Origin of the sequence: Streptomyces sp. NPDC048416 (assembly GCF_043200435.1) — a bacterium.
GTDB lineage: Bacteria > Actinomycetota > Actinomycetes > Streptomycetales > Streptomycetaceae > Streptomyces.
Genome location: NZ_JBICXU010000009.1, coordinates 220,743 through 242,284 on the forward strand (window position 1 = coordinate 220,743; position 21,542 = coordinate 242,284).

The following is a 21,542-nucleotide window of genomic DNA, read 5'->3' on the forward strand; positions in this document are numbered from 1 at the left end:
TCCAGTCGTGCCCGGCGCCGGCCGGTCCGTGGAACGGGTGGTCCGGCTAGGCGCGCCCCGCGGTGAGGTCGCGGACCGCTTCCGCGAAGGCCTCGCCGCGCTTGTTGTAGTTCGCGAACATGTCCATCGAGGCGCAGGCCGGGGCCAACAGGACGGTGTCCCCCGGCCGGGCGAGCCCCGCCGCCTCGCGGACCGCCGCCGACATCGCCCCAGTGTCGGTCCGGCCGAGGTCGACCACCGGGACCTCGGGCGCGTGTCGCGCCAGGGCTTCGGCGATCAGGTGGCGCTCGGCGCCGATCAGGACGACGCCGCGCAGCCGCTTGGCGGAGCGCTGGACGAGCTCGTCGAAGGAGGCACCCTTGGCGAGGCCGCCGGCGATCCAGACGATCGGGTCGTAGGAGGCCAAGGAGGCCTCGGCGGCATGGGTGTTGGTGGCCTTGGAGTCGTCGATGTAGGCGACTTCGGCGACGTCCGCGACGTGTTCGATGCGGTGCGCGTCGGGCCGGAAGGCGCGAAGCCCGTCCCGCACGGCCTTCGGCTCGACGCCGAAGGCACGCGCGAGGGCCGCGGCCGCGAGCGCGTTGGCGATGTTGTGCGGGGCCGGCGGGTTGACGTCGGCGACCTCGGCGAGCTCCTGGGCGTTCTTCTGCCGGTTCTGCACGAAGGCCCGGTCCACCAGGATGCCGTCGACCACGCCGAGCTGGGAGGGGCCCGGGGTGGCGAGCGTGAAGCCGATCGCCCGGCAGCCCTCCGCCACGTCGGCCTCGCGCACCAGGTGTTCGGTCGCCTTGTCCTCGGCGTTGTAGACGCAGGCCACCGTGTTGCCCTCGTAGATACGGCCCTTGTCGGCGGCGTACGCCTCCATCGAGCCGTGCCAGTCGAGGTGGTCGGGCGCCAGGTTGAGGACGGCGGCCGAGTGGGCGCGCAGCGAGGGCGCCCAGTGCAGCTGGTAGCTGGAGAGCTCGACGGCCAGGACGTCGTACTCCTGCTCGCCGAGGACCACGTCGAGCAGCGAGACGCCGATGTTGCCGACGGCCGCGGTACGCAGCCCGGCCGCCTCCAGGATCGAGGCGAGCATCCGGGTGGTGGTGGTCTTGCCGTTGGTGCCGGTGACCGCGAGCCAGGGGGCCGGGGTGCGGCCGTCCAGGCCGCGCAGGCGCCACGCCAGCTCGACGTCGCCCCAGACGGGCACGCCCGCCTCCGCGGCCGCCGCGAACAGCGGCTTGTCGGGCCGCCAGCCGGGCGTGGTGACGACGAGTTCGGTGCCGTCCGGCAGGGTGTCCCCGTCGCCGAGGCGCACGGTGATGCCCTGCGCCTCCAACTCCGCGGCCTGGGCGCGCGAGCGTTCGTCGGCGCCCTCGTTGACGGCCGTGACGACGGCGCCGAGCCCGTTCAGGACCCGGGCCACCGGCATCCCGGAGACGCCGAGGCCGGCCACCGTCACGCGCTTGCCCTGCCAGGTGGTGCTCACTTGTCGGCTGCCCATCCCGCGTAGAAGAGACCCAGGCCCACGATCACGCACATGCCCTGGATGATCCAGAACCGGACCACGACAAGGACTTCGGACCACCCCTTGAGTTCGAAGTGGTGCTGGAGCGGTGCCATCCGGAAGACCCGCTTGCCGGTCATCTTGAACGAGCCGACCTGGATGACCACCGACATCGTGATCAGCACGAACAGGCCGCCGAGCACCGCCATCAGGAACTCCGTGCGGGAGCAGATCGCGAGGCCGGCCAGCGCGCCGCCGAGCGCGAGCGAACCGGTGTCACCCATGAAGATCTTGGCGGGCGAGGTGTTCCACCACAGGAAGCCGAAGCAGGAGCCCATCAGGGCGGAGGCGACGACCGCGAGGTCGAGCGGATCGCGTACTTCGAAACAGGCGTTGGGGTTGGTCAGGGTCTGCGCGTTGGCGCAGGACTCCTGGAACTGCCACAGCCCGATGAAGGTGTACGCGCCGAAGACCATCACGGATGCGCCGGTGGCCAGGCCGTCCAGACCGTCCGTCAGGTTCACGCCGTTGGACATGGCGAGGATCATGAACAGGGCCCAGACCACGAAGATGACCGGGCCGACCGACCAGCCGAAGTCGTTGATGAACGACAGCTTGGTGGAGGCAGGGGTGTTGCCCCGGTGGTCGGCGAACTGGAGGGCGAGCACCGCGAAGGCGATGCCGACGATCAGCTGTCCTGCCATCTTCGCCTTGGCCCGCAGGCCGAGCGAGCGCTGCTTGACGATCTTGATGTAGTCGTCGAGGAAGCCGACCATGCCCATGCCGGCGGTCAGGAAGAGCACCAGCAGACCCGAGAACGTCGGGTCCTCGCTGGTGATCACCTTGGTGAGCGCGTACGCGATCAGCGTGGCCAGGATGAAGGCGATGCCACCCATGGTGGGTGTGCCCTTCTTCCCGGCGTGGCCGCGCGGGCCGTCGTCACGGATGAACTGGCCGTAGCCCTTGCGGGCGAGCAGCTTGATGAGCAGCGGGGTGCCGACCAGGGTCAGGAACAGACCGATGGCTCCCGCGAAGAGGATCTGCCTCATCGGGCGGCGACCTCACCCTCGGCGGCGCCATCGAGCAGCGCCAGCGCCACCCGTTCCAGGCCGATCGACCTGGATGCCTTCACCAGCACGACGTCACCCGGGCGCAGTTCACTGCGCAGCAGGTCGACGGCCGCCTGTGCGTCGGACACGTGCACCGACTCCTCACCCCACGAACCCTCGTTATATGCGCCCAGTTGCAGCCAGGACGCCTCCCGGCCCCCGACTGCCACGAGCTTGCTGACGTTGAGCCGGACGGCGAGCCGTCCGACCGCGTCGTGCTCGGCGAGTGACTCGTCGCCCAGCTCGGCCATCGGACCGAGCACCGCCCACGTCCTTCCCCCCGCGGCCCGTGAGGCCTGGCCCATGGCCACGAGCGCGCGCAGGGCGGCTCGCATGGACTCGGGGTTCGCGTTGTAGGCGTCGTTGACGACCGTCACACCGTCCGGACGCTCGGTGACCTCCATACGCCAACGGGAGAGGGTGCCCGCCTCGGAGAGCGCGCGGGCGATCTCGTCTGCGGACATGCCCAGCTCATGGGCGACGGCGGCCGCGGCGAGCGCGTTCGACACGTGGTGCTCACCGTACAGGCGCAACGTCACATCACCGCACCCGGAGGGTGTGTGAAGGCTGAAGGAAGGCTGTCCGGCCGCTGTGAGCCGGACATTCCCGGCCCGTACGTCCGCGTCCGCGGCCTCGCCGAAGAGCAGCACACGGGCCTTGGTGCGGGACGCCATGGCGCGTACCAGCGGGTCGTCCGCGTTCAGGACGGCGCAGCCGTCCTCGGGCAGGGCCTCCACCAACTCGCCCTTGGCCAGGGCGATTTGCTCCTTGCCGCCGAACTCGCCGATGTGCGCACTGCCCACGTTCAGGACGAGACCGATGTTCGGCGGGGTCAGACCGGTGAGGTAACGGATGTGGCCGACGCCGCGCGCGCCCATCTCCAGGACGAGGTGTCTGGTTTCGGCCGTCGCGGTGAGCGCGGTGAGCGGCAGACCGATCTCGTTGTTGAGGGAGCCCGGCGTGAACACCGTCGGCGCGTGGCGCTGGAGCACCTGGGCGATCAGGTCCTTGGTGGACGTCTTGCCCGACGAGCCGGTGAGCGCGACGACTTGGGTGCCGAGCCGGCGTACGACCTCGCGGGCGAGCGCCCCGAGGGCACCCTGCACGTCGTCGACGACGATCGCGGGCACCCCGACGGGCCGGGCCGCGAGGACCGCGGCCGCGCCCGCGTCGACGGCGCGGCGCGCGTAGTCGTGGCCGTCGACGTTTTCACCCGCGAAGGCCACGAAGAGCGAACCGGTCGCCACCTGGCGGGAGTCGGTGACGACGGGTCCGGTGACCGTGACGGACGGATCCGGTATGTCGTGCGGCTGCCCGCCGACGATGGCGGCGATCTCGGCGAGGGAGAGGGCGATCACAGCTTCATCCCTGACTTTTCTGGATGGCGGCGCGGAGCACCAGGCGGTCGTCGAAGGGGCGTACCACGCCGTGGATGTCCTGGCCCTGTTCATGGCCCTTGCCCGCGACGAGCACGGTGTCGCCGGGCTCTGCCCGGGCGACGGCGGAGGCGATGGCGGCGGCGCGGTCCTCGAAGACCTGGACCTCACCGCGCTCGTGGGCCGGCACCTCGGCGGCGCCCGCGAGCATCGCGGCGAGGATCGCGAGGGGGTCCTCGGAGCGGGGGTTGTCGGAGGTCAGTACGGCGGTGTCGGCGAGCCGGGCCGCGGCGGCGCCCATCGGGCCCCGCTTGGTGGTGTCCCGGTCGCCGCCGCAGCCGAGCACGATGTGCAGTTTGCCCTCGGTGACCTTGCGCAGCGAGCGCAGTACCGATTCGACGGCGTCCGTCTTGTGGGCGTAGTCGACGACGGCGAGGTAGGGCTGGCCCGCGTCCACGCGCTCCAGACGGCCGGGCACGCCGGGCACGGCGGCCACTCCGTCGGCGGCCTTCTGCGGGTCGACGCCCGCGATGGCGAGGGTGACGATCGCGGCGAGGGTGTTCGCCACGTTGAAGGGGCCCGGCAGCGGGGCGGTGGCCGAAATCCGCTCGCCGCCCGGTCCGACGACGGTGAAGGAGCTGCTGTCCTGACGGACCTGGACGTCCTCGGCGCGCCAGTCGGCGTCGGGGTGGCCCTCGGCGGAGAACGTGGTGATCTCGATGCCGGCCTCCCGCACGAGGCGGCGGCCGTACTCGTCGTCGAAGTTGACCACGCCACGCTTGGCCCGCTGCGGGGTGAACAGCTGCGCCTTGGCCTGGAAGTAGTCCTCCATGCCGGAGTGGAACTCCATGTGCTCGGGGCTCAGGTTGTTGAAGACGGCGACGTCGAAGACGCAGGCGTCGACCCGGCCCAGCACGAGCGCGTGGCTGGAGACCTCCATGGCGACCGAGTCGACGCCGCGTTCCCGCATGACCGCGAACAGCGCCTGGAGGTCGGTGGCTTCGGGGGTGGTGCGCTCGGACTTGATGCGTTCGTCGCCGATCCGCATCTCGACCGTGCCGATCAGGCCGGTCGCGTGCCCGGCGCCGCGCAGGCCGCCCTCGACGAGGTAGGCGGTCGTGGTCTTGCCGGAGGTTCCGGTGATGCCGATCTGGAGCAGATCACGTCCGGGGTGTCCGTAGATCTCGGCGGCGAGCTGGCCCATCCGGCCCCGCGGGTCGCCCGCGACCAGGACCGGAAGGCCGGTCGCGGCGGCGCGTTCGCGGCCGGCCGGGTCGGTGAGGACGGCGACCGCACCCAGGCTCGCGGCCTGGGCGGCGAAGTCGGCGCCGTGCGTGTTGGCGCCCGGCAGCGCGGCGTACAGGTCTCCGGGGCGCACCGCCCGGGAGTCGTGCGTGATGCCGGTGACCTCCCCGGGTCCGGGGTCGCTCGTCCCCAGGCGCTCGGCCAGCGTGCCGAGCGAGGTCGGACGGGCCTGTTCCGGTCGGGGCGCTCCCGGCTGTTTCGCGGGGACGTCCTTGGGGGCGGTTCGGTACTGATCAGCGTGTGGCACGGCGGTGAGCGTACCGGGCGCACCGCCCGGGTCGCCAAAAGAGGGGGGCACGTCGTCCTGGGTCCCGTCGTGGTTCCCAGGGCCCTGGGTGATGGTTGTCACTGAGGCTTCCGGATTCAGTCGTTGCCGCCGAAGGTGACGGGCAGGTTGGGCGGCTGGGCGCCGCTCGGCGGGATCTGGAGGGTCTTGAGGGCGAACTCCATGACCTGCTTGTAGATGGGTCCGCAGATCTGGCCGCCGAAGTAGCTGCCCTTGGTGGGGTTCTGGATGGCGCAGTAGACGGTGATCTTCGGGTTGTCGGCGGGGGCGAAGCCCGCGAAGGAGGCGGTGTAGCCCTTGTAGGTGCCGGTCTTGGGGTCGACACGGTTGGCGGTGCCGGTCTTGCCCGCGACCCGGTAGCCGGGGATGGCGGCCTTGGTTCCGGTGCCCTCGGCGTCGCCGACGACCGATTCGAGCATCTGGGCCACCGTCTTGGCGGTCTTCTCGCTGACCACCCGGGTCTGCTGGGGCGCGGGCGCCGGCGTGAACCGCCCGTCCGGCCCCTTCGTGCCGCGCACCAGGGTCGGCTCGACGCGTACGCCGCCGTTGGCGATGGTCGAGTACACGGAGGCGGCCTGCATGGCGTTGAGCGAGAGGCCCTGGCCGAAACGGACCGTGTACTGCTGCGAGGTGGACCACTTGCTCGCGGGGGCCAGGATGCCCGGGGTCTCGCCGGGGAAGCCGAGGCCGCTGGGCGAGCCGATGCCGAACTTGCGCAGGTAGGAGTACAGGACGTTGTCGGCCTGTGCGTCGGTCTTGCCCAGCTGCTCGACGGCGAGGATGGTGCCGATGTTGCTGGACTTGGCGAGTACGCCGTTGAGCGTCAGGTTCCAGGTGGGGTGGTCGATGTCGTCCTTGAAGAGGCGGTCGCCGCGCTGGAGCCGGTTGGGCACCACCACATGCGTCTCGGGCGTGGCGACGCCCTCCTCCAGGACGGCTGCCATGGACATGACCTTGGCGGTGGAGCCGGGCTCGAAGGCGTCCTGGAGCGCCGCGTTGCCGAGGGAGGCCGCGCTCGCCTGGCTGATGTTGTTCGGGTCGAAGCCGGGCGCGTTCGCCATGGCCAGGACCTCGCCGGTGTCGGAGCGTTGCACTATGACGTAGCCGCGGTCGGCATGGGACTCGGCGACCTGGTCGGCGATGGCCTTCTGCGCCATCCACTGGATGTCCCGGTCGATGGTCAGCTCGACGTCGGAGCCGGGCACGGCGGGCGTCTCGTGGGTGCCCGCGGTGGGCACCCGGCGGCCGCCGGACTGGGCGTAGGAGATCTTGCCGTCGGTGCCGGCCAGTTCCTTGTTCAGGGCCGACTCCAGGCCGCCGCCGCCCTTGCCCTCGGCGTTGACGTACCCCAGTATCCCGGCGGCCAGATCGCCGTTCGGGTACACGCGCTTGGTGCTGGACTCGTTGAGCACGCCGGCCAGCACGTTGGCGCCGGGGCCGCCCTTGGCGCGGTCGGTGGCCGCCTTCTCGGTGAAGACCTTCTTCAGGTCCTTGATCTGGTTCCAGACCTGCGGGGTCTGCCTGCGGGCGAGCACCACATAGCGGGTCCTGGGGGTCTTGAGTTTCTTGGCGAGCTCCGCCTGGCCCTTGCCGACCAGCGGCGCGAGCAGCGCGGCCGCCTGCTCGGCGGCGTCCGGGATCTTGGTCGCCTCGGGGGTGAACAGGGTGGGGTCGGCGGTGATGTCGTACGCGTCGACGCTGGTGGCGAGCGCGATGCCGGCCCGGTCGGTGATCCGGCCGCGCTCGGCGGGCAGCGCGTAGCTGGCGTACCGGTTCTTGTCGGCCTTGGCGGCGTACGCGTTGGCGTCCACGGCCTGCACCTGGAGCAGCCGTACGACGAAGGCCAGCATGACCAGGGTGAGTCCGAGGCTGACCAGACGAAGGCGGGGCCGGTGGCTGCCGAGCTTGAACTTCTTGGGCGCCGCGGGGCGGCGGGCCGGCGGGCGGGGACGGGGGCGGGCCGGCGCGGGCACCCGGCGGCGCGGGGGTTCCTTGGGGCTCACTGCGTCACCTGCCGGGGGTCGGGGAGGTCTTCGCGGGTTTGCGGGGCCGGGCGGCCGGGGCGTGATGCTTGGGTGCGGTCGCGGGGGCCTGGTTCTGCGCCACGGGCAGCGGCGACGGCTCGGCGGCCTCGGCCGGCGAGGGCTCCCCGGCCGGGGCGGGGACGCCCTTGACGGTGCCGTCGGGGCCGAGGAAGACCGGGGTGCCGCCGGGCACCATGCCGAGGTCGCCGGCCCTGCGGGCCAGCGCGTCGGGGGCGGACAGATCATCCACGTCCCGCTGGAGCGCCTGCTGTTCGTCGGTGAGGTCGGTGGTCTGCCTGCGGTACTCGCTGAGCTTGAACGAGCCTTCGTTGAGCGCCGAGTTCAGCACGAGGAGCGTGATGAGCCCGCCGCCGAGCAGCGCCACGACGAGGAGTACGAAGGGGGTGCGGGCGGCGCTGCCCGGGCCCTGCGCCGGCATCAGCCTGCCGAGCCGCGCGGCCGTGCCGCGCAGCTGCCTGGCCGGTCTGCTCACACGTCCTCCCTGATCCGCTGGACCCCCCGGAGCCGGGCGGGGGCCGCGCGCCGGTTGTCGGCGACCTCCTCCTCCGTGGGGAGTTCGGCACCGCGGGTGAGGAGCTTGAGCCGCGGCTGGTAGTGCTCGGGCACCACCGGGAGCCCGGGCGGCGCGGTGTTGGCGGCGCCCGCCGCGAACACCTGCTTGACGATGCGGTCCTCAAGGGACTGGTAGGAGAGCACCGCGACCCGGCCGCCGAGTGCGATGGCGGAGACGGCGGCGGGGATCGCCCGCTCCACACTGGCGAGTTCACCGTTGACCTCGATGCGCAGCGCCTGGAAGGTGCGCTTGGAGGGGTTGCCGCCGGTGCGCTTGGCGGCCTGCGGCAACGCGTCGCGGATCAGCTCGACGAGCCGGGCGCTGTTGGTGAACGGCTCCTTCTCGCGCTCGCGGACGATCGCCGAGACGATCCGCTTGGCCTGCTTCTCCTCGCCGTAGGCCCGCAGGATCCGCACGAGTTCGCCGGGCGGGTAGGTGTTGAGGACCTCGGCGGCGCTCATCCCGGTCGACTGGTCCATGCGCATGTCAAGCGGCGCGTCCTGGGCGTAGGCGAAGCCCCGGTCCGCCTCGTCGAGCTGCATGGAGGAGACGCCGAGGTCGAACAGGACGCCCTGGACGCGCGGGACGCCGAGACGTTCCAGCACCTCGGGGAGCTCGTCGTAGACGGCGTGCACCAGGGTCGCGCGCTCCCCGAAGGGGGCAAGGCGCTCACCGGACAGACGCAGGGCTTCCTTGTCGCGGTCGAGGGCGATCAGGCGCGCCTCGGGGAACTGGGTGAGCAGGGCCTCGCTGTGGCCGCCGAGGCCGAGGGTGCAGTCGACGACGACCGCACCCGGCTGGGTCAGGGCCGGGGCCAACATGTCCAAGCATCGCTGGAGCATCACCGGGACGTGTCGCTGGCTCAAAGCCGCCCTCTCAAGGATCCGGCGCACCGCCGCACGTACATGTCCGGCCCCACTGCCCCGCCGGGGGGCGGACGGCCAGGCGCCGGGAAAGGGGCGTCAGCCGACCGGAGGGCGGGAGGAGGCCGAGCCGTACGTGCGCCGCGCTCGCGGGTAAACGTATGGTCCGGGAGGTCGTGCTTCCCGGAAGCTGGGGTTCGTCAAGGGAGAGACCATGTGTCACGCCTCCCACTTCGCGCCACTTTAGTCCACGGGCCCTTGGGGTCAATCAACCCTCCAGCGCGCCGCCGGGCACTTTTTTCACTCGATCGGGTGAGCTCCGGCGAGGCCTGTGGGGTACCTCACAGACGCCCGAGTTGACAGTCTTTTTCCGCCCCCGTGACGCGACCGCGAGATCAACTGCGGCTACCGTCATATACATGTCGACTCCTGCGCACATACCCGCAGAGGCTCCTGCCCAGCGACCGCACCTCACCGTCGAGAGCGGAGGTACGGTGACCGACCGGCTGGTCGAAGCCAACCGCCGCTACGCCGGCGCCTTCCGCGATCCCGGCATGGATGCCCGCCCCGTCCTGCACGTCGCCGTCGTGGCCTGCATGGACGCCCGGCTCGATCTGCACGCCGCGCTCGGCCTCCAGCTCGGCGACTGCCACACCATCCGCAACGCGGGCGGCGTGGTCACCGACGACGTGATCCGCTCCCTCGCGATCAGCCAGCGGGCGCTCGGGACCACCAGCGTGATGCTGGTGCACCACACCGGCTGCGGCATGGAATCGCTCACCGAGGACTTCCGGCACGATCTGGAGCTCGAAGTGGGGCAGCGGCCGGCCTGGGCCGTCGAGTCCTTCCAGGACGCCGGCCAGGACGTACGCCAGTCGATGCAGCGGGTGCGGACCTCGCCGTTCCTGCCGCACGTCGATGATGTGCGCGGCTTCGTCTTCGACGTGACGACGGGCCTGCTGAAGGAGATCGACCCGGCCTCCTGAACATCACAGGAACGGAAATAGGGGGACAACTCACCAAGAATCCCCCGCAGTTGTCCACAGGCGAGTGACACGACGCGGCAACGGCAACAAGAATGCGGATGTGACATCGGACCGAACCGTTCGGCCGTGGTGTCCGTATGTCGGGGTGGGCCGGGCCGTTCGCTGTGCGTCGGCCCGTATGAAAGGGCCGAGGAGGGCCGGGTGACGACCTATGACGATCGAGCGAGCCTCAGCGATCTGACCGCCACGGCGGAGCGTGTCCGCGGGTCGGTGGAGCGTGTGATCGAGGGCAAGCCCGAGGTCGTACGGCTTTCGCTGACCGTACTGCTCGCGGAGGGCCACCTCCTCATCGAGGACGTGCCCGGCGTGGGCAAGACCATGCTGGCCAAGACACTGGCCAGGTCCATCGACTGCTCGGTCCGGCGCATCCAGTTCACGCCGGACCTGCTGCCGTCGGACATCACCGGCGTGTCGATCTACGACCAGCAGCGGCGGGACTTCGAGTTCAAGCCCGGTGCGATCTTCGCGCAGATCGTGATCGGCGACGAGATCAACCGCGCGTCGCCCAAGACCCAGTCCGCGCTCCTGGAATCCATGGAGGAACGGCAGGTCACCATCGACGGGCACACCTACGAACTGCCCAGCCCCTTCATGGTGGTGGCCACCCAGAACCCGGTCGAGATGGAGGGCACCTACCCGCTGCCCGAGGCCCAGCGCGACCGGTTCATGGCCCGGGTCTCGATGGGGTACCCGACGCCCGAGGCCGAGCTCCAGATGCTCGACATGCACGGCTCGGTGTCCCCGCTGGACGACCTCCAGCCGGTGGCGCACGCCCACGACATCGTCAAGCTGATCGAGGCGGTCCGCGGCGTGCACGTGGCGGACGCGGTACGGCGGTACGCGGTGCAGCTGGTCGGCGCGACCCGCAGCCACCCCGACCTCAGACTCGGCGCCTCGCCGCGCGCCACGCTCCATCTGCTGCGCGCGGCGAAGGCGTCCGCCGCCCTGAGCGGCCGCGACTACGCGCTGCCCGACGACGTCCAGACGCTCGCCGTGGCCGTCCTCGCCCACCGGCTGCTGCCCACCGCACAGGCCCAGCTCAACCGGCGCACCGCCGAACAGGTCGTCCTGGAGATCCTTCAGCAGACCCCCGTTCCGCAGGCCGGGAATCCGCTGTACGGCCAGCAGCCGCCCGGCGTCCGGCGGCTGTGATGGCGGCGGCCGGGGGGCTCCCCGCCGAGTCCGCCGACGAGCAGGCGCAGGGCGGCCCCTGGTCGGCCCTGTCCGGTCTGACCACCCGTGGCCGTTCCTTCCTCGCGGCCGGTGTCGCGGCCGCGATCTGCGCCTTCGTGCTCGGCCAGGAGGACCTGCTGCGGGTAGGTCTCCTGCTGGCCGTGCTGCCGCTGGTCTGCACCGTCGTGCTCTACCGCACCCGCTACCGCGTGGCCGGCAGCCGCCGTCTGGCCCCGGGCCGGGTCCCGGCCGGCTCCGAGTCCCGGGTCCAGCTGCGGATCGACAACGTCTCGCGGCTGCCCACCGGCCTGCTCATGCTCCAGGACCGGGTGCCCTACGTGCTCGGTCCGCGCCCGCGCTTCGTGCTCGACCGGGTCGAGGCGGGCGGCAAACGCGAGGTGTCCTACCGGGTCCGCTCCGACCTGCGCGGCCGCTACCCGCTGGGACCTCTGCAACTGCGGCTCACCGACCCGTTCGGGATGTGCGAGCTGACCCGCGCCTTCAGCGCGTACGACACGCTCACCGTCATCCCGCGGACCGAGCCGCTGCCGCCGGTACGGCTCTCGGGCGAGGCCGCCGGGTACGGCGACGGCCGGCACCGCTCGCTCGCGCTCGCCGGTGAGGACGACGTCATTCCGCGCGGCTACCGGCACGGCGACGACCTGCGCCGGGTGCACTGGCGCTCCACCGCGCGCTACGGCGAGCTGATGGTGCGCCGCGAGGAGCAGCCGCAGCGGGCCCGGTGCACCGTGCTGCTCGACACCCGCGACATCGCCTACGTCGGCGCGGGCCCCGACTCGGCCTTCGAGTGGGCGGTCTCGGGCGCGGCCTCCACCCTGGTGCACATGCTGGAACGGGGCTTCTCGGTCCGGCTGCTGACCGACACCGGCACGTCGGTGCCCGGCGAGGGTTCGGCCGGATTCGCCGGCTCGGGCCAGGACCCGTCGGACGCCGCCGGCCTGATGATGGACACCCTGGCGGTCGTGGACCACTCCGACGGCGGCGGGCTCTCCCGCGCGTACGACGTGCTGCGCGGCGGCAACGAGGGGCTGCTCGTCGGGTTCTTCGGCGACCTCGACGAGGAGCAGGCCGCGGTCGCGGCGAAGATGCGGCGGCGCAGCGGCGCGGCGGTCGCCTTCGTCCTGGACAGCGAGCAGTGGACGTACGGCGCGCAGGAGCGCGGCCCGGTCGAGGAACGGCTGCGGCTGCTGCGCGAGGCCGGGTGGACGGCGCTCGCGGTGCGGCCGGGCGCGGCCCTGTCCGAGCTGTGGCGCCTCGCGGGCCAGGAACGCATGAACGCGAAGGCGGCGCCGGACGGCGTGGCCGGCACGGCAGGGGGATGGTCATGAGCGGGCGCGGACGGCTGGCGCTGTGCGCCTACGCGGCCACGGTGCTGGCGGCGTGCTCGATGCTGCCGCTGGTCGACCCGGCCGTCTGGATCATCCAGGCCGCCTTCCTGCTGGTGATCGTGAGCGGGGTCGGCGCGCTGGCCCGCCGGGTGCCGCTGCCCCGGCCGCTGACCGTGCTCGCCCAATCCGTCACGGTCCTGCTCGCGCTGACGCTGGTCTTCGCGCGCCACCAGGCGATCGGCGGGGTGCTGCCGGGGCCCGATGCCTTCGTACAGCTCAACGCGCTGCTCCAGCAGGGCGGTTCGGATGTCGGGCAGTACGCGATCCCCGCGCCCGCGACGCCGGGCATCCGGCTGATGATGGTCGGCGGGGTGCTGGTCGTCGGGCTCGCGGTGGACGCGCTCGCGGTGACGTTCCGCAACGCCGCCCCGGCGGGTCTTCCGCTGCTCGCGCTGTATTCGGTGGCCGCGGGGCTCGGCAAGGGCGGGGCGAGCCGGCTGTGGTTCGTGCTCGCCGCCGCCGGTTATCTGCTGCTCCTGCTCGCCGAGGGACGCGACCGGCTCTCGCAGTGGGGGCGGGTCTTCAGCGGCTCGGCGCGGCCGCAGAACCGGGCCAAGGAGGGCGTGTTCGAGAGCACCGCACCGCTGGCCCCGGTCCGTACGGGACGGCGCATCGGGGCGCTCGCGCTCGGCATCGCGCTGGTGATCCCGGCGATGCTGCCCGCCCTGGACAGCGGGCTGCTCGGCGGCGCCGCCGAGGGCAACGGTGACGGGATCGGGGGCACCATCTCCGCGGTCAACCCGCTGGTGTCGCTCCAGAACAGCCTGAACCAGCCCGAGGACCGCGAGGTGCTGCGGTACAACACCAACGCCCAGGACACCCAGGAGATGTATCTGCGGATCGTCGCGCTCGACGAGTTCGACGGGGCGACCTGGAAGTCCTCGGAGCGTCACATCAAGGATGTGCCCGATCCGCTGCCGGCGCCGGACGGACTGAGCCCGGCGGTCGGCACCACCGAAGTCCAGACCAGCATCTCGGCGGCCGGCTGGTACGCGCAGAGCTGGCTGCCGATGCCGTTCCCCGCGACCCAGGTGAAGATCAAGGGCGACTGGCGGTTCGAGCCGGTGGGCCGGACGCTGGTGGGCGACCGGAAGCAGACGACCCGGGGCGCGCAGTACACGGTCGCCAGTCTCCAGGTGCGGCCGACGGCGGCCCAGTTGGCGAACGCGCCGGCCGCGCCCGCGAGCCTCCTCAAGGAGTACACCCGCGTCCCCGCCTCGCTGCCCCCGGTGGTGCGTGCCACGGCGCGGCAGGTCACCGGCGGCGCTGCCAACGACTACGAGAAGGCGGTCAAGCTCCAGGACTGGTTCTCCACGAGCGGCGGCTTCAGCTACAACACGCACGTCCAGTCGGGCAGCGGCACCGAGGCCATAGCCAACTTCCTCAAGGAGAAGGAGGGCTTCTGTGTCCACTTCTCCTTCTCGATGGCCGCGATGGCCCGCACCCTGGGCATCCCCGCCCGCGTCGCGGTGGGCTTCACGCCCGGTGAGCCGCGCTCGGACGGCACGATGTCGGTGGGCCTGCGCGACGCGCACGCCTGGCCCGAGCTGTACTTCGAGGGTGTGGGCTGGACCCGTTTCGAGCCGACGCCGACGCGGGGCAGCGCTCCCGACTACACCCGGCAGGAGACTCCGGCGGGCAGCCCGAGCGGGCCGGCCCAGCCGGCGAAGAGCGCCGCGGCCGAGCCCTCGGCGGCGCCGTCCGTCGCCGACTCCTGCCCGCCCTCCGCTCGGCGCCTGGGCGACTGCGGTCCCACCGCCGCCGCCGGTGTCACGGCCCCGACGGACAGCGACCCCTCCGCCCCGGCCCTGATCGGCACGGTCCTGGGCGTGGCCGCGCTGCTCGCGCTGCCGCTGCTGCCCCTGCTGTGGCGCAGGCGGGTACGGGCCCGACGGCTCGGCTCGGGCGGCCGCACCCCGGCCGACACGGTGGCCCGTACGCTCGGCGCCTGGGAGGAGATCACCGACACGGCCTGGGACTACGGCATCCCGCCCGACCCCTCGCTGACCCCGCGCAAGGCGGCGGCACGGATGATCCGGCTCGGCCACCTCGACGGCGCCGCCGCCGACTCGGTCCACCGGGCGGCGGGCGCGGTGGAGCAGGTGCTGTACGCCCCGGCCCCCCGGCCCACGCCCGGCCTGGTGGACGACGTGACCCACGTGGCGGCCGGCCTGCGCGCGGGGGCGTCCCGCCGGGCGTCCCTGAGAGCGATTCTCGCGCCGCGCTCAGCTGTACGGGTGATCTGGACGGTGTCGCTGCGCGCGCGACGGGTGACGGAGGCGGTGTCGCTCCGCTGGGGTCAGGCGAGGGAGGCGGTGGCCGACCGGGCACGTGGCCTTGCCTCGCGCGTGCGGCGCGACCGCGAGGCGGCTTCGCCGGATTCGGCGCGGGGCGCCTGAGCGGCGGGCTGCGGCAGGTCTGGGGCGGAGCCGGGTGCCTGCGCGGCGGGCCGCGGCAGGTCCAGGGCGGTGCTGGGTGCCTGAGCGGCGGGCTGCGGCAAGTCCGGTCCGGCGCGGGGTGCCTGCGCGGCGGGCTGCGGCAAGTCCGGCCCGGCGCGGGGTGCCTGCGCGGCGGGCTGCGGCTCGGTGCGGGGTGCCTGCGCGACTTGGGCTTCGCCCCAGCCCTGGGGGAGCTCGTCTCGCCCACCCGGGGTGAGGTCCGTGTGGGCCTGGGGGGGGGCAATGTGGACCGGCCCCCGGGGCTGCGCCCCAGACCCCTTCGCGCACACTTCCCCGCACCCCCGAAGCCGGTTGTTCACTGCGGACCGTGGGCGCTTCTGGCGCAGTTCCCCGCGCCCCTGGCGGGGTGCGAGCGGAGGCATCCTCAGCCTGTCCGGCGATTGAGGACGAGCGCCGTTCAGGCGCGAACGGGGGTGCAGGGGGCGGAGCCCCCGCATGGGGTCTGGGGTGCAGCCCCAGGGATGCGGAGCCATCCTCAGCCGGTCCGGCGTTTGAGGACGAGCGCCCTTTAAGCGCGAACGGGGGTGCAGGGGGCGGAGCCCCCGCCCGGGGTCTGGGGCGCAGCCCCAGGGATGCGGAGGCATCCTTAGCCGGTCCGGCGTTTGAGGACGAGCGCCCTTTAAGCGCGAACGGGGGTGCAGGGGGCGGAGCCCCCGCAGAAGGTCTGGGGCGCAGCCCCAGGGACCTGGACCTTTCGGCATCCGTCACGGGCGGGAGGGTGGGCGAACCCCCCGGGGTCTGGGGCGGAGCCCCAGGGCGCTGCACTCTCAAGTAGCCGCACGGGCGGGTGGGCGGGAAAACACCGGGGCCGGGGCCGAGCCCAAACACCCCAGGGCGGCGGGCAAACGCGGGCGTACCGAGGGGCGGCCACCCCGAAAAAGGTGACCGCCCCTCGGTTCAGGTCAGAACGGGGCGGGCCTAGCGCCCCTCATCACGCCGCCGCTGCCAGCGCTGCTCAATCCGGTCCATCATGGAGCGCCGCTGCCGCACCTGCCGAGGCGCGGCGGAGCCACCGGCACGGGCCTGTTCACCGGGCCGCGGCGCCTTGCGCCAGCCGGTCACCGCGAGCACCGCACATCCGAGCATGACGAGGAACCCCACCACACTGATCCAGATCTGCTGCGCGACCATTCCTGCCATGAGGAGCGCGATACCCACCAGGAAGCCTGCGACCGCCTGGTAGACCCGTCGCCGGGTGTACGTACGCAGCCCGCTTCCCTCAAGCGCTGTCGCGAACTTGGGATCTTCGGCGTACAGCGCTCGCTCCATCTGCTCGAGCATGCGCTGCTCGTGCTCCGAGAGCGGCACGGAGTCCTCCTACTCGTCGGTCGCGGGGGGCGACCGGATGCGGCCCCTTCAGGATAGGCAGGGAATCGCCCCCGTGAAACCCGCCCTCTACGCCAATTCGCCACCCGGGCCGCCACGGCGGTTCGGCTGTGGAGATTCAATTCCCCAAGAGTCGATCCGTCATGCCGGACGGTGTCCCCCGATCATACGGGGCGAAGCCGCCGATCGGGGGGCCTGTGGCGTACTGCATGCGGTACAGCGCCCCTGATCAGCCCGCCGGGGACAGCGGAAGTGGAGTCAGCCTCGCTTTTCGCCCAGTACGTGCAGCTGGGTGGCGACGGCATGGAAGGCGGGCAGTTCGGCGGCCGCGGCCTCCAGCTTGAGGAGCGCGTCCAGGGCGCCCGGCTCGGTGTCCACGAGGACGCCGGGCACCAGGTCGGCGAAGACCCGCACCCCGTGCACCGCCCCCGCGGTGGCCCCGGCCGCGTCGACGAGCCCGGTCAGCTGCTCCGCGGTGAAGCGGTGCGGGACGGGGTCGCCGGCGCCCCAGCGTCCTGCCGGGTCGGACAGCGCGTGCCGGGCGTCGGTGAAGTGCCCGGCGAGGGCGCGGGAGAGCACCGCGCCGCCGAGCCCCGCGGCGAGCAGGCTGAGCGCGCCCTGCGGACGCAGCGCGTCCACCGCGTTGCGCACGCCTTCGGCCGGGTCCTCGACGTACTCCAGGACGCCGTGGCACAGCACCGCGTCGTACCCCCCGCGCTCGACCACGTCGAAGAGGCCGAGCACGTCACCCTGGACGCCCTGGACCCGCTCGGCCACCCCGGCCTCGGCGGCCCTGCGCTCCAGGGCGAACAGCGCGTTGGGGCTGGGGTCGACGACGGTCACCCGGTGGCCGAGCGCGGCCAGCGGCACCGCGAAGTTGCCGGAGCCACCACCGGTGTCCAGAACGTCAAGGGCCTCGCGCCCGGTCGCCTTGACCCGGCGGTCGAGCGCTTCCTTCAAGACCTCCCACACCACGGCGGTACGAAGGGAGGCGCGGGGGCGCATGGGGTCCGACACGGCAGTTGACTCCTCGGCGCGGTGCCGCCGCGGACGCGGCGTGGAAAGGGCGATGGAAGGCGGAAAAACGAAAGGTCGAACAGGGGAACGAACAGAGTGACGAGAAGAGTGAAGACCGGTCCACCCTATTGCCTTCCCCGCCCACCCCTGAGCAGCACCGCTCCAGCCGCCCCACCCCCGAAACGGCCGCTCATGGTCCTGCTCACCGACCAGGCAACCCGCACTCCCGCGCATGCAAGAACAGCAACACCACCACCGGGCGGGCCCCACGGCCCTGCCGCACCGTCGGCCATCCATCGACCGGCGACGGTCTCCACTGACCGTGCGTGACGTACATCCACGCGAACCACGAATCCGCCCTGGCCCACCCTCTCCGCAAGAACAAACTGTCCCGAGCCCCCGACGCTTCCAGCCCTCTCGTCTGCCCGCACTGCACGAACCCGCCCGCCCTGCACACCTGACTACACAAGGGCAAACGAACTCCTCGGCCTTTCCACCGCTCTCTCCAGCGCACCCGCACCCACACCAAGGGCCTGCCCCCCTAGGACACGCCCACATCGGCGTCACCGCCGACGTCTACGTCCACGTACGACTCCGCCTCCAGTGAGACACCATCGACACCCTCGGCAGCGCCCTCGGCCAGGGCGACGGCCCCGACGACCCGTCCACCTCAGCCGTCGTCCGGTGACGTTGCCGTCAAACGCCGACGGAGCCCCGCCGGAACAGAACTCCCGCCGGGATTGGGACGTACCGCCCGAAGACGTACGTCCGCCGACCCCGGCCGAGGAGTTGAGCGCCAAGGTAGGACGTGGCCAACCGGAGGTGGGGACGGTGACGCGGCCGTCGCCAGCGGGGCGGAGACGGGAGCGGGCGGCGGCCCCGCAGGGCCGGAGCGCGCGCGGGCCGCGCCAGCGGACCGCCTTGAACCAGTAAAGAAACTCTGAACAGCTCTGCTCACACGGTCAGGTGACAACCGGCTGCCTCAAAGGTGCTCCGGTCGACGGACGGACCTCGCCTACCTTGACAACGTCGGCACAGCGTCGTGGCCCCCTGATCGACGCAGAAGCCCCCGGCGCCCTTCACGGCTCAGACAGAGGGGCAGGTGCGGCGCCTCGCCACACCTGCCCCTCGACCTTGCCGTCACCGACTGCCATCAAAGGTCTTTCAAGGCCCATCCGGCGGCGAGGTTTTCATCCCAGCGACCAAGCGGCCAGCCATCACGAAGGTCCGGGAGCAGCGAATTCGAGGAAATAGCCGATCGCCCTCTCCAGCGACCCTGGATCACATGCTGCCACAAACTCGATTCCGTCACTCTTTGTCGAAATCCAAGACCCATCAGCGCATTGATCTTCCCTCTCACACGTACGACCGTAAAGATTGGTTCGGGCCAGGTCGACAGAGAGGATCCAGCCAGGATTATCGGTTGTTTCGATTCTCATGCCGTACGAGTGTTCCCAGTCTCCGTCACAGGCGGCTGCGTACCACTGCTGGAGAGCCCTCAAGCTCGACATCATGGGTTCCTTCTAGGAATTTCCCAGGGTTCCGCAGGAATTGCTGATCCATCCGGAAGGTTTACGGGCGTCGGAATTCTCGTCTTAGTCTGCTTGTCGAAGTGAGGTTTGCCCTTCACATCGACTCGTTTCGTCGGAATGAACGGCCTCGGGTCCCGGGGGTCTGACGGCCGGTCATAGGACTCATAGTGGTCGATTTCCCCAGTCGTTCCGTCGCGACGGAACGACGTATGAGGCCCTTCTGCGTCGGGATGCGGACACAGATCCCCAGCGCGAGAATTGTGGACCAGTATCGACGTGTCGCCAGCCAGCACATAGTACGTGTGCTACGCGGCCCCTCTCTATCTGCGTATTCGCAGAACAGCGGCGGTTTCGGGTTCCGCTGGTGTCCGTGGTTGTGCGGGGGAAATCCGTGGGTGTTGCCGTCGCTACTGCTGTCAGGAGCGCGGGGCGCACGGTGGTGCTGCCGCTGCTGGGGTGTCGGCGCAGGGGGACTTTACTGCCACGCGCCGGGCTCGGCACGGAGTATGGCTCGGACGGTCTGCTCGTAGTCCTGGTGGCCGGTCTGGGCACAGTGTCCGGCGATCCAGCGCGTCAGCTCGTCCGGGGTGTGCAGGGTGCCCGATGCGGCACCGCAGTTGCTTTCCTGGCCGGTGACGCAGACCGCCGTGAAGGCCGGCAGGGCCAAGGGGTCGGGGACGGTGGTCACGTGGTACTCACGGAAGCGGTAGCGCCCCCGTGCGGCGTCGCGGACCGGTGCTTCGGTGTTTGCAGAGTTAGGCACCCTCGTCCGCCTCTTCCTCTTCCGGGAGGCGCTGCCCGCGCGAGTCGGCTACTCGGAGCGCGTCCGCCAGGGCTTCGGTCAACCGGCAGGCCAGCCAACGGTATTCGGTGGCCGACAAAGTCGACACTCCGGGAGCCGTGGCTTTTCGGGCGTACTCCAGCAGCTCCTGGCCCATGCTGAGCTGCACCGTCTCGATGCTGTCAGCGAGGGTGGAGAGGTAGCCCCGGCCATCGGTGCTCAGGTAGCAGGGCTTCCCCTCCGGGCTGGTCCACGGCAGTAAGCGGGGACCTCCCCCACCCGAAGCGGCGTCGTACAGGTCTCTGCGACGCATGCGGTCGGCATCGCTCCTGGGCTGGCTCACTGGGCACCCCCGGCCTGGGTCGCTGATGGTGGACACACCTACCGTAGGCAGTGACCAATCGTCACCCCAGGTGGAAGCCATGGCAGTTCGCGACTCCTGGTTAGCGAACTGCCACGCTACGTGGCAGTTACCCGACGACGCCCAGGTAGTCGGCCATTTCGCGCATCTCCGCCGTGAGGGTGCGCTTGCGCTTGCCCAGGATCTCCTGCATGGTCTCGGCGGCCCCGTTCTGGTGACGCAGCCACTGCGGGGCGGCTTCCCTGGCGCGGGTCAACTCCTCCATAGCGGCGGACAGGTCGCCGGTCCGGGTGTGGGCGCGCGCCACATCGAGGGTGAAGCGGTTCCCGTCGTTGGTGCTGGGCCTGCCCAGGCGCTTCCACGCCTTGGGCGACAACTCCTCCTGCTCGCCTGCCTTGCGCACCACCGCGCGGGCGTCGCCGACGACCATGTCGTCTTCGAGTGCCTTGACCGCGGCGGTGACCGGCCCGAAGACGGACCAGTGCCGGGAGACGTTGCGATGCGCCGTGCCGACAGCGGTTGCTGCGACCCGGGCGGCCTGACGGTACTCCTTCGCCTCGTCGGGACGGTTGTTCCTCGCGGCTGCGGCGGCGGCCTCCATCGCCAGGCCGCCCCACACCGCGTAGTGATCCGGCTCGGCCCCTGTGATCTTCGGCTCCACCGCATCCATGCTCTGGGCGGCGACCTGTTCCGCCTCGTCCAACCGGCCCTGCCTCACCAGCAGCCAGCACATGCAGCCGACACCTGAGCCCGCCGCGAGCATGTCTCCGGCCTGGCGGGCGTCCATGATGGCGCCGCGCACTGCGGCGTACGCGATGTCGTACTGCCGTACCTGGGTGAGGTAGGTGCCGGCCAGACGCAGCGCCTCGGCGCGGGCCAGCAGGGCCTGCCGGTGCTCGTCCCCGCTGTCGTAGTAGGCGACGGCTTGTGCGGCATCACGCAGCAGGACCGGCAGTTGTGCCGCGACGCTCTTGTAGCTGTCGGAGAAGTACAGCACCCGTGCGTCTTGCAGCGTGCGCCGGAAGGTGCGCAGGTTCGGCTCCTCACCCACGCCTTCGGCCTCCTGCTCCACGAGCCCGAGGGCTGGGGTGAGGGCGGCGCGGAGCTGGATCAGGTTGACGCGGTTCGGCTCCTCGGCCCGACCGACGGGCTCCGGGGCATCGGACGCCATCAACGCGGCCGTGGTCACCCCCAGCGCTCGGGCGAGCGTGTGCAGGGTTTCCATGCGGAGAGTGCCGCCCTGCTCGGCCTTGCGTACCGTGCCCGGCGATACACCTGCGGCGTGGGCCAGTTCTTCCTGGCTCATCCCCGCGCGACGCCGGTACTTGCGGACGTTGTCGGCCAGCTCCGTAATCATCAACTCACCACCTCCCACTCCACGGTACGCCCGGCCAGCGCATCAGCCGGGGGCG

17 protein-coding genes and 1 pseudogene are annotated in these 21,542 nt (G+C 71.4%); 5 read left to right on the top strand and 13 right to left on the bottom strand.

The genetic code is table 11. The annotated features are described in order from the left end of the window. Window positions 1-46: 46 nt before the first annotated feature. Genes murD through rsmH form a run of 7 tightly spaced genes read right to left on the bottom strand, consistent with a single transcriptional unit; the run spans window position 47 to window position 9,029 of the window. A complete protein-coding gene (gene murD / locus ACGFW5_RS15000) occupies window positions 47-1,486 on the bottom strand; it encodes a UDP-N-acetylmuramoyl-L-alanine--D-glutamate ligase (protein ID WP_393834632.1) in 1,440 nt (479 codons plus the stop codon). Continuing rightward, on the bottom strand, window positions 1,468-2,538 hold the full coding sequence (gene mraY / locus ACGFW5_RS15005) for a phospho-N-acetylmuramoyl-pentapeptide-transferase (RefSeq protein WP_393834633.1): 1,071 nt from the start codon (window positions 2,536-2,538) through the stop codon (window positions 1,468-1,470). The genes murD and mraY overlap by 19 nt, the downstream gene beginning before the upstream one ends. Continuing rightward, the gene (gene murF / locus ACGFW5_RS15010) at window positions 2,535-3,956 is read right to left on the bottom strand and encodes a UDP-N-acetylmuramoyl-tripeptide--D-alanyl-D-alanine ligase (protein WP_393834634.1); all 1,422 of its coding nucleotides are present in this window, start codon (window positions 3,954-3,956) and stop codon (window positions 2,535-2,537) included. Before murF ends, mraY begins: the two co-directional genes overlap by 4 nt. A gap of 4 nt (window positions 3,957-3,960) precedes the next feature. Then, a complete protein-coding gene (locus ACGFW5_RS15015) occupies window positions 3,961-5,628 on the bottom strand; it encodes a UDP-N-acetylmuramoyl-L-alanyl-D-glutamate--2,6-diaminopimelate ligase (RefSeq protein WP_393834635.1) in 1,668 nt (555 codons plus the stop codon). 14 nt (window positions 5,629-5,642) lie between these two features. Further along, entirely contained in the window at window positions 5,643-7,568 is a 1,926-nt protein-coding gene (locus tag ACGFW5_RS15020) for a peptidoglycan D,D-transpeptidase FtsI family protein (protein ID WP_393834636.1), read from the bottom strand. A 4-nt stretch (window positions 7,569-7,572) separates the two neighbouring features. Beyond that, window positions 7,573-8,082 (bottom strand): septum formation initiator, encoded by a 510-nt coding sequence (locus tag ACGFW5_RS15025; RefSeq protein ID WP_393834637.1) that lies wholly within the window; start codon window positions 8,080-8,082, stop codon window positions 7,573-7,575. After that, window positions 8,079-9,029 carry a 16S rRNA (cytosine(1402)-N(4))-methyltransferase RsmH gene (gene rsmH, locus ACGFW5_RS15030; RefSeq protein ID WP_393834638.1) on the bottom strand — a complete coding sequence of 317 codons (951 nt, stop codon included), beginning with the start codon at window positions 9,027-9,029 and terminating at the stop codon, window positions 8,079-8,081. The genes ACGFW5_RS15025 and rsmH overlap by 4 nt, the downstream gene beginning before the upstream one ends. A gap of 416 nt (window positions 9,030-9,445) precedes the next feature. On the opposite strand from rsmH, the gene ACGFW5_RS15035 reads away from it, so the two are divergent. The 4 genes from ACGFW5_RS15035 (at window position 9,446) to ACGFW5_RS15050 (ending at window position 15,053) form a co-directional block, all read left to right on the top strand. Next, on the top strand, window positions 9,446-10,012 hold the full coding sequence (locus tag ACGFW5_RS15035; RefSeq protein WP_393834639.1) for a beta-class carbonic anhydrase: 567 nt from the start codon (window positions 9,446-9,448) through the stop codon (window positions 10,010-10,012). Window positions 10,013-10,213: 201 nt separating this feature from the next. Then, window positions 10,214-11,224, top strand: a complete 1,011-nt coding sequence (locus ACGFW5_RS15040) for an AAA family ATPase (protein WP_393834640.1) — start codon at window positions 10,214-10,216, stop codon at window positions 11,222-11,224. Beyond that, window positions 11,224-12,594: a DUF58 domain-containing protein gene (locus ACGFW5_RS15045; protein WP_393834641.1), complete on the top strand. Its 1,371-nt coding sequence runs from the start codon at window positions 11,224-11,226 to the stop codon at window positions 12,592-12,594. Before ACGFW5_RS15040 ends, ACGFW5_RS15045 begins: the two co-directional genes overlap by 1 nt. Then, window positions 12,591-15,053: a DUF3488 and DUF4129 domain-containing transglutaminase family protein gene (locus ACGFW5_RS15050; RefSeq protein WP_393834642.1), complete on the top strand. Its 2,463-nt coding sequence runs from the start codon at window positions 12,591-12,593 to the stop codon at window positions 15,051-15,053. Before ACGFW5_RS15045 ends, ACGFW5_RS15050 begins: the two co-directional genes overlap by 4 nt. Window positions 15,054-16,031: 978 nt before the next feature. Here the strand turns inward: ACGFW5_RS15050 and ACGFW5_RS15055 are convergent. Next, complete coding sequence (locus ACGFW5_RS15055; RefSeq protein ID WP_393834643.1) at window positions 16,032-16,421, bottom strand: DUF3040 domain-containing protein; 390 nt, start codon at window positions 16,419-16,421, stop codon at window positions 16,032-16,034. Window positions 16,422-16,697: 276 nt separating this feature from the next. Continuing rightward, window positions 16,698-17,456 (bottom strand): methyltransferase, encoded by a 759-nt coding sequence (locus ACGFW5_RS15060; RefSeq protein ID WP_393834644.1) that lies wholly within the window; start codon window positions 17,454-17,456, stop codon window positions 16,698-16,700. Between the two features lie 541 nt (window positions 17,457-17,997). On the opposite strand from ACGFW5_RS15060, the pseudogene ACGFW5_RS15065 reads away from it, so the two are divergent. Continuing rightward, window positions 17,998-18,144: pseudogene (locus ACGFW5_RS15065) on the top strand (site-specific integrase); the annotation flags it as partial. Between the two features lie 529 nt (window positions 18,145-18,673). Here the strand turns inward: ACGFW5_RS15065 and ACGFW5_RS15070 are convergent. From ACGFW5_RS15070 to ACGFW5_RS15085, 4 genes are all read right to left on the bottom strand, one after another. Continuing rightward, window positions 18,674-18,970, bottom strand: coding sequence for an immunity 53 family protein (locus ACGFW5_RS15070; RefSeq protein ID WP_393834645.1), 297 nt, complete (start codon window positions 18,968-18,970; stop codon window positions 18,674-18,676). 493 nt (window positions 18,971-19,463) lie between these two features. Next, window positions 19,464-19,751, bottom strand: coding sequence for a hypothetical protein (locus ACGFW5_RS15075; protein WP_393834646.1), 288 nt, complete (start codon window positions 19,749-19,751; stop codon window positions 19,464-19,466). Then, complete coding sequence (locus ACGFW5_RS15080; RefSeq protein ID WP_393834647.1) at window positions 19,744-20,082, bottom strand: hypothetical protein; 339 nt, start codon at window positions 20,080-20,082, stop codon at window positions 19,744-19,746. The genes ACGFW5_RS15075 and ACGFW5_RS15080 overlap by 8 nt, the downstream gene beginning before the upstream one ends. A 157-nt stretch (window positions 20,083-20,239) precedes the next feature. After that, window positions 20,240-21,487, bottom strand: a complete 1,248-nt coding sequence (locus ACGFW5_RS15085; protein ID WP_393834648.1) for a helix-turn-helix domain-containing protein — start codon at window positions 21,485-21,487, stop codon at window positions 20,240-20,242. Window positions 21,488-21,542: the final 55 nt, after the last annotated feature.